Genomic DNA, 13,105 nt, shown 5'->3' with positions numbered 1-13,105 from the left:
TGCTGCGATGTTGAATTCGCGGTGGCCCCGCCCGGACTCACACGGGCGAGGTCAGACCGGCACGTTCAGTTGTGCTTGGTGCGCCGGCGGCCGAACAGCTGCTCACGCACCTCGCCGAACGCGAGGCAGAAGAAGCCGAGGGCGACGAGCGCCACGAGGATCCCCACGCCGGCCAGGCGGGTGTCACCCACGTGGCTTGCGGCCTGGCTGGCCAACTCGTACTTCGTGGTGTCGGCGACGTTCGCCACCGCGCCCGGCACGACGCCCGTTCCCGGCCCACCGGCCGGCGCGCCGTTCGCGGCGACCTCGGTGCTACCGCCCGGGACCTGCGGGGCGGCGTCGACCACTGGCGCCGCGCCGTCGACCGCAGCGGTGCCGGCCGCAGCATCGGTGCTCGCGGTGACCGCCGTGTCTGGCGCGGCGTCCGACCCGGCCGTCGAAGCACTCGCGCTCGACGACGACGCGGAGCCCGAGGAGGACGGTGAGCTGCCCGAGGTCGACGTGCGCGTCGTGGACGAGTTGGTCGTCGATGACGTGCTCGTCGTGGACGGGCTCGGCGTCGTGGACTTGGTGGACTCCGTCTTGTTCGACGACGTCTTCGTCGACTGCGTCTTGTTCGAGGACTTGGTCGTCGTCTGGGACTTGCTCGTCGTCTGCGTCCGGGTCGACGGGCTCTTGGTGGTCGTCGTGGAGGGCTGGGTCGTCGCCGCCGGGTTGGTCGTCGTGGTCGTCGTGGTCTGCGGGTTGCCGCCCCCGCCGTTCGTCGGCGGCGCGGTCGCCGTCGCGCTGGGCGTGTTCGTCGGCGTCGCGGTCGGCGTCGGCGTCTTCTGGTCGTCGACCCACGCCTGGTAGGAGCTGATCCGCGACCACTCCGTCCACTTCGCCGTCTTGAGCAGCTGCCCGTCGGCGTCGTAGTAGAGGATCGCGTTCTGGCCGAAGTCGTAGGAGACGTACGGGATCGGCGTGCAAGCCACGTCGTCGTACCCGGGGAGCGTGTCCCGCCCGTCGCTGTAGGTCTGCCCGTCGATCGTCACCGAGATCGGGAACGGGTTGTCGGCGGGGTTCGTGACGCCCTGGGCCTGGGCCGCCGGAGCAAGGGCCAGCCCTGCGACGGCAGCGCTGAGGACGGCGGTCGCCACGCGGGTGCGACCGCGGGATACGTGCACTGTCTTGTTCTCCTGTCGTCTGGTCATCAGCTGCGCACCAGCTGCTGTTCGGGAGCGGGTGCGAAGACGGGTGGCGTGGGCGCCGCCACGGGCGCGCCCGGGTACGCGTACGCGGCGACGGCCGCGGGCTGCGCCTGAGCCGGCCATGCGGCCGCGGCGAGCGCCGGCTGCGGCGGCCATGCGGGGGCGGCGGGCGCCGGCTGCGGTGCCTGCCGGTCGTCCTCGACGTACACCGCCTGCCCATTGAAGATCGCGTCGTTGAGCAGGCCGGTCTGCCGGGCCACGACGGTCGCGCTGACGGCGGCCGCGGTGACGTTGGTGGCGGTCCGCGCCATGTCGGCGATCACGCCGATCGGGATCGTCGCCGCGACGAACTCGAGCGGCAACCCGGCCGCCGACATCACCGTGGCGGCGGAAACCGTCGCCGCGCCGGGGACGCCGGCCACGCCGATGGAGACGACGATGCTCAGGACCGTCAGCAGCAGGTAGTCACCCGCCGAGTAGGCCAGCCCGTAGGCGTTGATGCCCCAGACGGCGATCAGGATCGGCCAGATGCCCGCGCAGCCCGGCATGCCGATGTTGGCGCCGAGCGGCGCCGTGAAGTGCGCGATCTCCGAGTGCACGCCAACCTTGCGCGTGAGCTGCCCCGTGGTCACCGGCAGGGTGCCGATGCTGCTCTGTGTCGTGAACGCGGTGAGCTGGGCCGGGAAGATCTTGCGGAAGAACGCGACCGGCGCGACGTTCGCGAACGCCTGCAGGATGACGGCGTTGATCGCCCACGTGTGGATCATGCACGCGGCCCACACCAGCGCGAGCAGGCCGAGCAGCGAGGTGAAGCTCTTGCCGAGGTCCGCGCTCGTCCCGACCATGTGGGCCGTGAGCGCGACGATCGCGTAGGGCGTGAGCCGGATGACGTAGCTGACGACCTTGAAGACGACGAGCTTGATCGCCTCGATGCCGTCGGCGAAGAGCTTGACTTTCTCGCCCTGTTTCTCGGCCAGCGAGAGATAGGCCACCGAGATCGTGACCGCGATCAGGATGATCGGGATGATCGCGTTGGAGCTGAAGCTCCCGACGACGTTCGTCGGGAAGAAGCTCACCACCACCTGGCTGAACGCCTGCACCTGCCCCGCGATCGTGTCCGCGGGAACCGCGCCGAGCTTGGCGTCGGTGCCCTCCCCGGGGCGGAAGATGAAGGCCAGCGCCAGCGCGAGGATGACGCCGAGCGCGTTGCTCAACAGCAGCCAGAACGTCGACCGCAGGCCGATGCTCTTGAGCTTCGCCAGCGTGCCGAGCGACGTCATCGCTGAGACGATCGCGACCAGCACCAGCGGCGCGACCGTGGCGAGCAGCACGTTGATGTAGATGCGCCCGATCGGGTTGACCGCGGCCACGTGCTGCTCCGCGACGACGCCGATCGGGATGCCGATGGCCAAGGCGAACAGCGCGATCACGCTGAAGTTCAGCGCGCGCTTGCGCATCCACCAGATAGCGGCCCAGCTGAGCCCCACCGCGGCGAGCGTCGCCACCGACGGCCAATCCCAATTCATAGTGCTGTCTGCCCCTCCGTTCGACCCGGCGCAACTGCCGCGGAGGCTTAATCTACACGAATCCGATCGGGTTTCTACATTTTGCTCTAGAACGTCCGTCCGCGGCCGTGCGAGCGCGCGCCGGACGCGCGCCGGACGCGCGCCGGCGGAAAGTACCATTCTCGATCGCTTTTATCGACTTACGCGCGGAGCGGCTCGGCGTGCTTGACCGCGTAGTCGAGCTCAGGGCCGTGTGCGTGGCCGACCAGACGCCAGCGCACGTCGACCTCGACCGTGTTGCCGAGCATCGTGTCCACGTCGTGGTGCAGCGCCAGCGACACGACCCGCCCGTCCTCGACGTCGAACTCGCGCCGCGCCCCTTCCCGCCGCCGGCCGAGGACGGTGACGAGCGCGTCGACCAGCGGCCGCCACGTGACGATCCAGTCGCGCATGATCCCGGTCCGGATCGCGAGGTCCAGATGACCGGGGCCCCAGCGCGACGGCTGGATCTGGCTCGCGATCTGGTACCCGAACTCCCGCTGCGCCTTCACGCTCACGTGCGAGAGCCGCCCGCGCGCGGTGCGCCACCGGTGCGGACCCTCGTTGGAGATGCCGACCGGCCCGATGCACAGCGAGCACGCGTCGCCATGGACCTTCGTCGCGGCGACGTAGCGCAGGTGCGGCAGCTGGAACGCGATCGCGAGCGGCTCGAGCAGGTCCACGAGCGAGTTGCCGATCAGCAGCTCCTGGTGGTCGGGCAGCGCGACCGTGACGTTGACGCCGAGCGGCATGTAGTTCGACTGCTGGCGGGCGTTCGCCAGGTACGGCTCGATCTGCGCCATGAACGGCTCGATCCACTGCCGCGTCTTCCCGAGCTGCGCGGTGCGGATGAACGAGCCGGCCGGAGGCGCGTAGCGCGTGAACTCGGGCACCCCCTGCAGGCTACATCCGCGCCCACGCGGAGGCGCCGCCGACCGCGAGGGCAACCAGCTGATCCTCGAGCCCGCGGGCAGCGACCGCAGCGCGACGCTCGAGGTCGACGAGCTGGGCCGCTTGAAGTCCATGAGCCTCAACCCGCAGCGCGGCGCCGTACCAGGAGGAGCCCGAGCCGCCGAAGCGCCGCGGGGTCTTCGGCCGGCGCCAGTGAACCGCGACGCGGTCAGCCGGATCCTGGCAAGGTGAGCGCGATGCGGGCAGTGGCGGGAATGGTTCTGGTCGCGGTGACGGTGCTTCTGGCGGCACCCGCGGCGCAGGGGTACGACTTCGGTAAGGAGTGGGGCGACGCGACGGTCGCCGACACGCCGTTCAACGACCCCAGCGGCGGGCCGCTGCTCCCCGCCACACAGGTCTATCCCCGTGGGCGCCTGCGCGACGCCGCGCCGAACGACTGCTGCAACGTGCGGATGACAATGACCATCCTCGGCACGTCGGGGCAGAGGCTCACCTCCTACGGGGTCAGCGACGGACAGGGCGTGTGGAAGAACATCGACCGCCGCGTCGACACCAGCCCGCACGCGATCTCGGCGATCCAGTACGACTTCTGCCGCTCCGACGGCAAGTGCGCCACGCACACGATCGCGCGTCCGCCCGCCCCCGCCACGCCCACGACCCCGGGCACGCCGCCGGGCACGACACCGACCCCGACCCCCGCCCCGAACCCGTTCGTGGACACGGACGCCGACGGCTTCCCCGCCACCACGGACTGCTCGGACGTCAACAACACGGTCCACCCGGGGGCGCCCGAGGTCCCCGGCAACGGCATCGACGACGACTGCGCGGGCGGCGACCAGCCCGGCGAGGTGACCGCGCTGGTGCGCAGCAAGTTCTCGCTCGCGAGCCGCCGGTCGAGCCCCAAGGTCAACCTGCTGCGCGTGCAGGACGCGCCGCCCGGGGCTCAGGTCGACGTCATCTGCACCGGCCGGCGCTGCCCGTTCAAGCAGCGAACGCGCACGGTCGACGCCGAGGGCCAAGTCTCACTGACCAAGCTGTTCCGCAAGCGCCTGCGCGACGGCGTCACGCTCGACGTCATCGTCAGCGCGCCGAACGCGATCGCGAAGGTGTCCCGCTACGTGATCCGGCGCGGGCGGATCCCGGGGCAGCGCACCATGTGCCTGCCCCTGGGAGCCTCTACGCCGCAGAAGCGCTGCTGAGGCTGGTCGCGAGCAGGTGGTCGACGAGCTCGCGCGCGTCGTCCTCGGCGCCGTGGATGAAGCTCGACTTGCGCCGGCGCAGGAAGTTCAGGCCGACGCGGTAGAGCCCGGGCGCGTTGCGGACGACGCCGCCGTCGTGGCGGATCTCACCCTTGCGGTCGAGGACGTCGAGGTCGAGCCACGAGTAGTCGGCGCGGAAGCCGGTGGCCCACAGCACGGTGTCGTAACCCTCCGCGACGAGGTCGATCAGCACGCGCGGCGTCGCGTCGACGCGGGTCGGCTCGGGCCGCTCACCCTCGTCGAATCCGCCCCACTGGTCGATCGTCTTGAGCAGGCGCTTGAGCTTGAGGTCGGCGAGGTTGCACACGTTGCCGAGTGAGCCGGCGAACGCGGCCTTGCCGTCGTTGACCGCGCCGAGGCGGCCGACGAGCGCCGCGCCGCGGTCCGTGAGCGCGTTGAGGTCGAGGTCGGCACGGTCGGGTGTGCCGACCAGCTGCGGGGACGGCACGTGCCGCGCGCGGATGAGGTCGTCGACCTCGTCGTAGCGCTCGTCCAGCCGGCCGATCTGGTCCAGCCAATGCATGATGTCCCGGCCGCGGTACGTCCGCGGCATGCGCACGTGTTCGCCGACCGCGACGGTCACCTCGCGCCCGGAGCGCAGCAGCTCGTCCGCGAGCTGCAGGCCCGTCGCCGACGCGCCGACCACGAGCACGCGGCCGTCGCGCAGCTGCTCCGGTCGCTTGTAGTCGAGCGGGGTGACCTGGTCGAGCTGAGCCGGCAGCGACTCCGCCACCGCCGGCACGTGCGGCCGGTTGAACGCGCCGCTGGCGAGCACGACCGCGGACGCGGCCCACGTGCCCGCGTCCGTCTCGACCCGGTAGTCGTCATCGTCGCTGAAGATCCGCGTGACGGTCGTGCCGGTGCGCACGGGCGCGTCGACGTGCCCCGCGTAGCGCTCGAGGAACTCGACCAGCTCGGAGACGGCCATGAAGCCGTCCGGGTCCTCGCCGTCGTAGGCGAGCCCGGGCAGCCGCGTGAGCCAGTTCGGCGTGAGCAGACGCAGCGAGTCCCAGCGCTCGGTCTTCCACGTGTTCGCGACCTCGCCCCGCTCCAGGACGACGTGCTCGATCGACTGCTCCGACAGCACCCGGCTCACCGCGAGGCCAGAGTGCCCGGCCCCGACGATGACGACGGGGATGCGCGCGACGCTCAGTTGACCGTCACCGACACGTTCGTCGGGTTCGTCAGCGCGTCGAACACGGCCGAGCGCTTCTGCGACTGCGCGACCAGCGCCGCGACCTCGTCGGCGTCCGCGTCCGCGTCGATCTCGAAGTTGACGCGGATGTTGTTGTACCCGTTGCGCACCTCGGGATCGGCACCGAGGATGCCGAGGATGTTCATGTCGCCCTCGACCGTCGCCTTGACCGAGTTGAGCTGGATGCCGCGGTTCTGCGCGACCGCCGCGACACCCGCCGTCAGGCAGCTCGACAGGCCGACGAGCAGGAACTCGACCGGCGTCGGCGCCTGATCCTCGGCCGCGAAGACCTCGGGATGGTCGGCGTCGTACTCGAACGTCGACTTGTGGTTGTGGTCGGCGCCGAGCCCGCTGTACTGCTGGATCGTCGTGCGGCTGTGCGTGCCGCGCAGCCACTCGTTCGTCGCGCGCCAGGTGAACTTGGCCGCCTCCGGCGCGTCGCTGAGCGCCGCGCGGGCGTCCAGGAGCGCCTGGGTGTTGACGCCGTTGTCCGCTGCAGACTCGGTGGTGCTCATCAATAACTCCTCGTCGCCAATGGCTTCAAACGCGATCAGGTTACCCTGAAAAACAGCCGCGAAGCAACCGTAGCTGGTGGACGGCACCCCGCCAATCGGGACCGCACCCTGGGGTTTTCTGTTGACGCGGACCAGCGGTCGTGATCTGACCGATCACACAGCTCTCACATCTACCGCGACGGGTCGCGGCTACGGTCGCCGCGCACCGTCCATACCGACATGTCCCGGGAGGCAACATGTCTGCACTTCGCACCGTTCTCGCGGCTGCGGCGCTGCTGGGAGCGCTGCTCGCGATCCCGTCCGTGGCGTCCGCGCAGCGTGCCAACGAGCTGCACGTGATGTCGTTCAACCTGCGCTACGCGAGCGATACCCCGCCGAACCCCTGGGCCGATCGCCGGCCCGTCATGCGCGAGCTGCTGCGCGCCGAGAAGCCCGACATCATCGGCACGCAGGAAGGGTTGTACCGCCAGCTGCGCGACATCCAGGTCGACCTGCCGACCCACTACGACTCGATCGGACTGGGGCGCGAGGGCGGCTCGCGTGGCGAGGCCATGCAGGTGTTCTACGACTCGCGCCGCCTGGAGCCGCTCGAGTACGACCACTACTGGCTGTCCGACACGCCGAACGTCGTCGGCTCCAAGACCTGGCCCGGCTGCTGCCCGCGCATGGTCACCTGGATCAAGTTCCTCGACCAGCGCACGAACAAGCAGTTCTACCTGCTCAACACGCACTTCGAGGCCTTCGACGCCACGGCCCGCGCCAACTCGGCCCGGCTCGTCCTGCAGAAGATGACCGAGCAGTTCGCGCCGAACGTGCCCGTGATCGCGACGGGCGATTTCAATGAAGCCGCCAAGCCCGGCCTGACCGTCTACGACACGCTCGTGACCAACGGGCCGTTCGAGGACACGTGGGACCTGGCCAAGCGCCGCAGCCCGCTGTTCGGCACCTTCCATGGCTACCGCCCGCTCACGCCCGACGGCGACCGGATCGACTGGATCCTGGCCACGCCGTACGTGACCGTGCGCGCCGCGTCGATCAACACCTACGCGCGCAACGGCCAGTTCCCGAGCGACCACCTGCCCGTGCAGGCGCACCTGCAACTGCCGTAGCCGTCACGGGATCGAGCCCCGGCGTGGCGAGCAGCGCTGCTCGCCACGCCGTGGGCACTTCAGCGCAGGCGCGCGAGCGCCGACGCGCGTGCCCGCTGCTGCGTGGCACTAGAACTCGACCTGGCATTTGCCGGCCTGCAGCTCGGCCTTGTCCTGCTCCGTCAGCGCGGAACACGCCTTCACGTTGAGCGTCTCCAGCCGGTGGGCCAACGCCTTCAGGGCCTCCATGACGCCTCGGTCCAGCCCACCCGGCTCGAGCATCTTGACGATCTCCCCGCCCTCGGTCTTCTGCTCGATCTTCGTGCCGGGCGCTTTCTCCTTGGTCACCGTGCGATTGAGATCGAGATAGGCGAGGTTCATCCCCGTGAGCGCTCGGTAGCACTCGACCGTCATGAACGAGCACTGCACCAGACGCAGCACCTGCAGCGGCAGGGACCGCAGGGACTCGAGGTTGTCGCTCGGCGTCGCAGCCTTCTTCGGCGAGTACACGGCCAGATAGGTCAGCTTCGGCAGCTGCAGCATCGCCGCCGGCCATTCCGCGGGAAGCGTGCAATGGCTGAGCTCGAGTCGCTCGAGTTGCCGCATTGCCAGCAGCGCCTTCCACTGGTTCTTGTTGGCGACCAGATCCACCCATTTCAGGTGCAGGCTGGTCCGCTCCGTGCCGCCGATTTGCGACGCATCTCCTACTTCAGCGCGTGGGATCTCCTCGTAGACGTGGCCGAGGTTGGTGTTGAGAGCGGCCGGAAGGAAAGCACTTCTCCACCGTTGCGCGCTCACCGGGCGATACCGGCCCATGTCGTCCTCCGCGACGACGCGCTCGCTCACTTCCCCGTTCTCTTCGACGAGGATGCGCCTCGTCGCCTCCGGGGCCATCATCCGACAGACCGCTGCGTTGCCCGCGGTGCGCTGCAGCGCCAGCACCTGCGCGGGCAGGAGAGGCAGCCCCGGCGCCCAGCGCGCGGGTGCGTCGAGAGCACGCGCAGCGTCCGAGTCCGCGGTCGGCGACCGCGCCCCGTCGATCCGCTCGACGTCCTTCCCCATCGAGCCACGCTCCTTTGCAACCCGCGATCGCTGAACGAAGCCTGATCACTATACGATCCCGCGCGCGGCGGCGGCACCCCCGTGCAAGGAGCTCAGCTAGCGGGCGGTGACGACCATGTCCGTGACCTCCGCGCCGCGGTCGAGCCCCGTGACGACGACCTCATCCGCGCCGCGGGGCACGTTCAGGCGGACAAGGGCGAAGCGTTCCACAGGGCTCGTGATCTCGGTGGACGCGTCACCCGCGACCACGCGCGCCGAGCCGCGGACCGCCAGGGACAGCTCGAACGGCCCAGTGCCACCCCACGGCCACGCGAACTCCTCTCCGGGCGTCAGCCACCGCACCGCCTCGTCCTCCACGTGGGACGTGACCCGGCACTCGAGCAACTCGCCGTCGCACGCCAGGTCGGGCGTGTGCAGCCCGCGCGTCTGCAGGCGCAACCGGCCGTCCACCCACACCCGCATGCCGAGCCAGCCCTGGCTGATGCGCACGCGCCACGGGCGCGGCGAGGGGTCCAGGTCGAGCGTCAGCTCGCCGATCGACAGCCGCGGCCCCTGCACGAACAGGTCGGCGTGCCAGAAGGGCACGGCCGCGTCGTGCACGGGACCGGGCGGCACGGGCTGCGGGTCCTCGGTCGGGTGCCCGACGGCGGCGCCGGAGCCGATCACGGGCCGGTCTCCACACCAATGCACGCGGTCCAGGTGGACCTTGCGGCCGGGCTGCCCGCGGTCGTAGCCGTGGTAGACGGCGTAGGTGGTGACGCCGTCGGGCGCGAGGATCACGCTGTGGTGGCCCGGGCCGGTGATCCGCTCGCCGCTGCGCAGGATCGGGTCGGGGTCCTTCACCCACGGCCCGCGCAGCGTGCGCGCGGAGGTGAGCCCGATGCCGTACGTCGCGTCGCGGTAGTGCGAGCCGGAGTACAGCTGGTGGTAGCGCCCGCGGCGCTTGAGCACCCACGAGCCCTCGTTCCAGTAGGCGTCGCCGGCCGCCGAGCCTTCCCAGCGCTGGCTCGGGAAGGCGACCGGCGTGGGGTTGCCCTCGAGCTCCGCCGGACCGACCAGGCGGTCCACCACGTTGCCGCTGCCGGGCTGGTCGCCGAAGCGCGTAGCGCCCGTGCGGATGTTGTAGAAGAGCCACAGCGACCCGTCCTCATCCTGGAACGGGTGCCCGTCGATCGACCACACGTCGGTGACCAGCGGCGCGTCGTCGAGCACGAACGGCCCGAGCGGGTTGTCCGCACGCGCGACGCCCTGCCGGCGCGCGCTCTCGACGCCGTGCCCGTCGGGCCGGATCCGGGTGCCGGCCACGTACATGTAGAACGTGCCCGCGTGGTACCTCACCTCGGGCGCCCACAGGTCGGTCTCGGCCCAGGTGCCGGGCTGGGGCTCGAGCGCGTGCCCCTCGAACTCCCAGTCCACGAGGTCGCCCGAGCGCCAGACCGACACGCCGAGGTCGCCGTCGTCGGTCGTGTGGTAGAGGAAGTACTCACCCAGGTGCCGGATCACGAACGGGTCGCCGTGGTCGGCGCCACGGTCGTCCGTGATGACGGGGTTGACGAACGTCCGGCCCGCGTCAGGCATGCACGCCGACTGCCTCCAAGACCTCGGCGGAGGCGTCGATGGCCTGGCGCATGCAGTCGTCCATATCGATGTACCGGTAGTTCGCGAGCCGGCCCGCGAAGAACAGCTTCTCGCCGCCCACCTGTTCGCGCAGCTCGGCCTGATAGCGGTCGTTGAGCGTCCTGTTGCGCTCGGTCTCGATCGGGTAGTAGCGCGTCGGCGCGCCGGTGAACTCGAAGCCGAGCACGGTGCCCTCGCACCGCTGGCGGGAGGCGTGCTTGGTCTCGTGGATGCGGATGAACGGGAACTCGGCGCCGGGATAGTTGACGACCATCGCGCCTTGCGCGAGGTCCTTGTGCGGGACGTAGACGCTGCGCACGTCGATGCCGCGCCAGTCGAGCCGGCCGAACCGCTCGCCGCAGAACACGTCGAGCGGGCAGGTGAGGACGATGCAGTCGGCACGCTGCTCGCGCGCGTGTGCGTCGAGGTTCTCCTGCGTCACGTCGACGTTGACGTGCAGCATGATCCGCGGGTCGTCGAGCAGGCCGTCGATCAGGTCCGTGTACCCGTTCGGACCCGCCGGCCAGCCCTGGAACGGGTCCGGGAACAGGTACGGGTCGTTGTCCCAGCGCACCGACACGCGCCGGGGCGCCCACTGCGCTGACAGCTCGCGCGCGGGGCGTCCCCACTGCTTCTCCGTGTACGGCCGGATGAAGCGCTCATAGAGGATCGGCCCCATCAGCTCGAGGCACCACTCCTCGAAGTTCGCCGCCTGCGCACGCGCGGCCGCGTCCACGCCGCGGCGCTCCTCCAGCTGCGCGTGGATGTCCTGCGACTGCGACTGGCGGTCGATGTCCGAGAGCAGGATCGGCCAGTTGAGGATCTTGCCGTCGGCGAGGATGTCCACGCGGTGGCGGTAGTCGTTGAACGGCGTCATCGCGTTGGCGAGCTCCCACACCTCCTCGTCCTCGGTGTGGAAGATGTGCGAGCCGTGCGGCTCATAGAGCACGCCGTTCAGGTGCTCGGATCGGATCAACCCGCCCGGCACCACGTCGCGCTCGAGCAGCACCGTCTCCAGGCCGGCGCGAGCGAAGCAGTGCGCCAGCGTGCAGCCGGTCAGCCCGGCGCCGACGACGAGGATGCGAGGAGAGCTCATCGCAGTGCCCCTACCGCCTGCAGGCGCTCGGCAACGATGATCTCGACAGCCTTCTGACCGATCGGCGCGCCGCGCGCCCGCGCTTCAGGAGTCGTCAGGCGCGCCCATCCGCTCGAGCGTGGCCCGCGCGCCGCGCTCGTACAGTGAGCGCAGCGCCCAGCGGTAGGCGGCGACGAAGCGCTCGTCGTCGGCGAGGCCGCCGAAGAGCTCGCGGTCCGCGATGAACGCGTCGGGGTCCTCCCGCTGACGGCGCGCAGCCGCGGTCAGGCGATCCGACAGCCGGTCGACGACCGCGATCGGCTCGCCCTGTTCGTCGACGCCCTCCGCGTACCGGGCCCACGCCGCCAGCACCGCGGCGGAGCGCTTGATCTCCCCACCCGCCGCGAGCCGCTCGCGGACCACGGGCAGCAGGAACTTCGGGATGCGATCCGAGCTCTCCGCGCACAGGCGCGGGATCGTGTCGCGTACCGCCGGGCTGGAGAAGCGCTCGATCAGGGCGTCCTTGTACTCATCGAGGTCGATGCTCGGCACCGGCGGCACCGCCGGGGTGCCCTCCTCGTCGAGGTACGCGCGCACGAAGCGCCGCAGCAGCGGGTCGCGCATCGCCTCGTCGACGTACCGGTAGCCCGCCAGGTACGCGAAGTAGCCGAGCGCCTGGTGGCCGGCGTTCAGCAGCCGGAGCTTCATCAGCTCGTACGGACGGACGTCGGTCACCACCTGCACGCCCGCGTGCTCGTAGGGCGGGCGCCCGCAGGCGAAGTCGTCCTCCAGCACCCACTGCGTGTACGGCTCGCACACCACGGGCCACCGGTCGTCGACGCCGAAGCGCTCACGCAGCGCCTCGCGGTCTGCGTCGGTGGTCTGCGGCGTGATCCGGTCGACCATCGAGTTCGGGAACCGGACGTGGGCCCCGACCCAGGCGCCGAGCGCCGGATCGCGCAGGCGCGCGAACGCGGTGAACGCGCGGCGGGCGAGGTGGCCGTTGCCCTCCAGGTTGTCCATCGACATCACCGTGAAGGCACCCAGCCCGCGGTCCCGGCGCCGCCGCAGCGCCTCGGTGACGAGACCGAACGTCGTCCGTGGCGTGGCTCCGGGCCTCAGGTCCGCGACGATCGAAGGCGCGTCTGCGTCGAACTCGCCCGTGACGTGGTGCAGGTTGTAGCCACCCTCGGTGACCGTCAGCGACACGATCCGGGTCGAGGCCGCGGCCATCGCCTCGATCGCCGCCTGCGGGTCGTCGGGCGCGAGCACGTAGCCCACGATCGCGCCCATCGCGGCGGGCTCCAACGTGCCGTCCGGGTGCTTGACGATCAGCGTGTAGAGCCCGTCCTGCGCGTCCATCACGTCCTTCATGCGCCGGTCGGCCTCCAGCACCCCCAGCCCGCGGATCGCCCAGTCGAGCGCCTCACCGCGGCTCATCAGCCGCTCGTGGTACATGGCCTGATGCGCGCGGTGGAACCCGCCGACGCCGATGTGCACGACCCCTTCGGTCAGCCGAGCGCGGTCGTAGCTGGGGGTGGCGATGCGCTCCGCGCAGGCGGCGAGCGTGGCGCGGCCGAGTGGGACCATCGCGTGCCACCGTAGAGACCGCAGCGGGACCGCGTCACGCCCACCGACCGTGACCCGC

Annotated in this window: 11 protein-coding genes; 2 read left to right on the top strand and 9 right to left on the bottom strand. The window is 70.6% G+C overall.

Going from position 1 to position 13,105, the window contains the following annotated elements; translation table 11 throughout:
* Positions 1 to 65 precede the first annotated feature (65 nt).
* From OJ962_RS07290 to OJ962_RS07280, 3 genes are all read right to left on the bottom strand, one after another.
* Complete coding sequence (locus OJ962_RS07290) at positions 66 to 1,139, bottom strand: hypothetical protein (RefSeq protein WP_270006266.1); 1,074 nt, start codon at positions 1,137 to 1,139, stop codon at positions 66 to 68.
* Positions 1,140 to 1,192: 53 nt separating this feature from the next.
* Complete coding sequence (locus OJ962_RS07285) at positions 1,193 to 2,695, bottom strand: dicarboxylate/amino acid:cation symporter (protein ID WP_270006265.1); 1,503 nt, start codon at positions 2,693 to 2,695, stop codon at positions 1,193 to 1,195.
* A 200-nt stretch (positions 2,696 to 2,895) separates the two neighbouring features.
* Positions 2,896 to 3,627 (bottom strand): hypothetical protein, encoded by a 732-nt coding sequence (locus tag OJ962_RS07280; protein ID WP_202957048.1) that lies wholly within the window; start codon positions 3,625 to 3,627, stop codon positions 2,896 to 2,898.
* A 288-nt stretch (positions 3,628 to 3,915) separates the two neighbouring features.
* Between OJ962_RS07280 and OJ962_RS07275 the strand changes: the two genes are divergently transcribed.
* Positions 3,916 to 4,845, top strand: a complete 930-nt coding sequence (locus OJ962_RS07275; protein WP_270006264.1) for a putative metal-binding motif-containing protein — start codon at positions 3,916 to 3,918, stop codon at positions 4,843 to 4,845.
* Here the strand turns inward: OJ962_RS07275 and OJ962_RS07270 are convergent.
* Both OJ962_RS07270 and OJ962_RS07265 read right to left on the bottom strand, forming a co-directional pair.
* Positions 4,823 to 6,031, bottom strand: coding sequence for an NAD(P)-binding domain-containing protein (locus tag OJ962_RS07270; protein ID WP_270006270.1), 1,209 nt, complete (start codon positions 6,029 to 6,031; stop codon positions 4,823 to 4,825). The two genes, OJ962_RS07275 and OJ962_RS07270, sit on opposite strands and share 23 nt — an antisense overlap.
* A gap of 23 nt (positions 6,032 to 6,054) precedes the next feature.
* On the bottom strand, positions 6,055 to 6,615 hold the full coding sequence (locus tag OJ962_RS07265) for an OsmC family protein (protein ID WP_202957052.1): 561 nt from the start codon (positions 6,613 to 6,615) through the stop codon (positions 6,055 to 6,057).
* A gap of 236 nt (positions 6,616 to 6,851) precedes the next feature.
* Between OJ962_RS07265 and OJ962_RS07260 the strand changes: the two genes are divergently transcribed.
* Positions 6,852 to 7,724 (top strand): endonuclease/exonuclease/phosphatase family protein, encoded by an 873-nt coding sequence (locus OJ962_RS07260; protein WP_202957053.1) that lies wholly within the window; start codon positions 6,852 to 6,854, stop codon positions 7,722 to 7,724.
* Between the two features lie 108 nt (positions 7,725 to 7,832).
* Here the strand turns inward: OJ962_RS07260 and OJ962_RS07255 are convergent, their stop codons facing one another.
* The 4 genes from OJ962_RS07255 to OJ962_RS07240 all read right to left on the bottom strand — a co-directional run bounded on the left by OJ962_RS07255 (position 7,833) and on the right by OJ962_RS07240 (position 13,047).
* Positions 7,833 to 8,765, bottom strand: coding sequence for a hypothetical protein (locus OJ962_RS07255; protein WP_202957054.1), 933 nt, complete (start codon positions 8,763 to 8,765; stop codon positions 7,833 to 7,835).
* Positions 8,766 to 8,861: 96 nt separating this feature from the next.
* The gene (locus OJ962_RS07250) at positions 8,862 to 10,343 is read right to left on the bottom strand and encodes a glycoside hydrolase family 43 protein (RefSeq protein WP_202957055.1); all 1,482 of its coding nucleotides are present in this window, start codon (positions 10,341 to 10,343) and stop codon (positions 8,862 to 8,864) included.
* Positions 10,336 to 11,478: a UDP-galactopyranose mutase gene (locus OJ962_RS07245; protein WP_202957056.1), complete on the bottom strand. Its 1,143-nt coding sequence runs from the start codon at positions 11,476 to 11,478 to the stop codon at positions 10,336 to 10,338. Before OJ962_RS07245 ends, OJ962_RS07250 begins: the two co-directional genes overlap by 8 nt.
* A gap of 84 nt (positions 11,479 to 11,562) precedes the next feature.
* Positions 11,563 to 13,047, bottom strand: a complete 1,485-nt coding sequence (locus OJ962_RS07240) for a mannitol dehydrogenase family protein (RefSeq protein ID WP_255526214.1) — start codon at positions 13,045 to 13,047, stop codon at positions 11,563 to 11,565.
* Between the last annotated feature and the right edge of the window lie 58 nt (positions 13,048 to 13,105).

Origin of the sequence: Solirubrobacter deserti, from assembly GCF_027587175.1 — a bacterium.
Lineage (GTDB): Bacteria > Actinomycetota > Thermoleophilia > Solirubrobacterales > Solirubrobacteraceae > Solirubrobacter > Solirubrobacter deserti.
The sequence above is the reverse complement of the archived record's forward strand: the minus strand, read 5'-3'. Positions and strand labels throughout refer to the sequence as shown.

Coding starts and splice junctions, on each gene's coding strand:
- OJ962_RS07245 (WP_202957056.1), bottom strand. CDS start 11,478: ATGAGCTCTCCTCGCATCCTCGTCGTCGGCGCCGGGCTGACCGGCTGC.
- OJ962_RS07260 (WP_202957053.1), top strand. CDS start 6,852: ATGTCTGCACTTCGCACCGTTCTCGCGGCTGCGGCGCTGCTGGGAGCG.
- OJ962_RS07250 (WP_202957055.1), bottom strand. CDS start 10,343: ATGCCTGACGCGGGCCGGACGTTCGTCAACCCCGTCATCACGGACGAC.
- OJ962_RS07265 (WP_202957052.1), bottom strand. CDS start 6,615: ATGAGCACCACCGAGTCTGCAGCGGACAACGGCGTCAACACCCAGGCG.
- OJ962_RS07240 (WP_255526214.1), bottom strand. CDS start 13,047: ATGGTCCCACTCGGCCGCGCCACGCTCGCCGCCTGCGCGGAGCGCATC.
- OJ962_RS07255 (WP_202957054.1), bottom strand. CDS start 8,765: ATGGGGAAGGACGTCGAGCGGATCGACGGGGCGCGGTCGCCGACCGCG.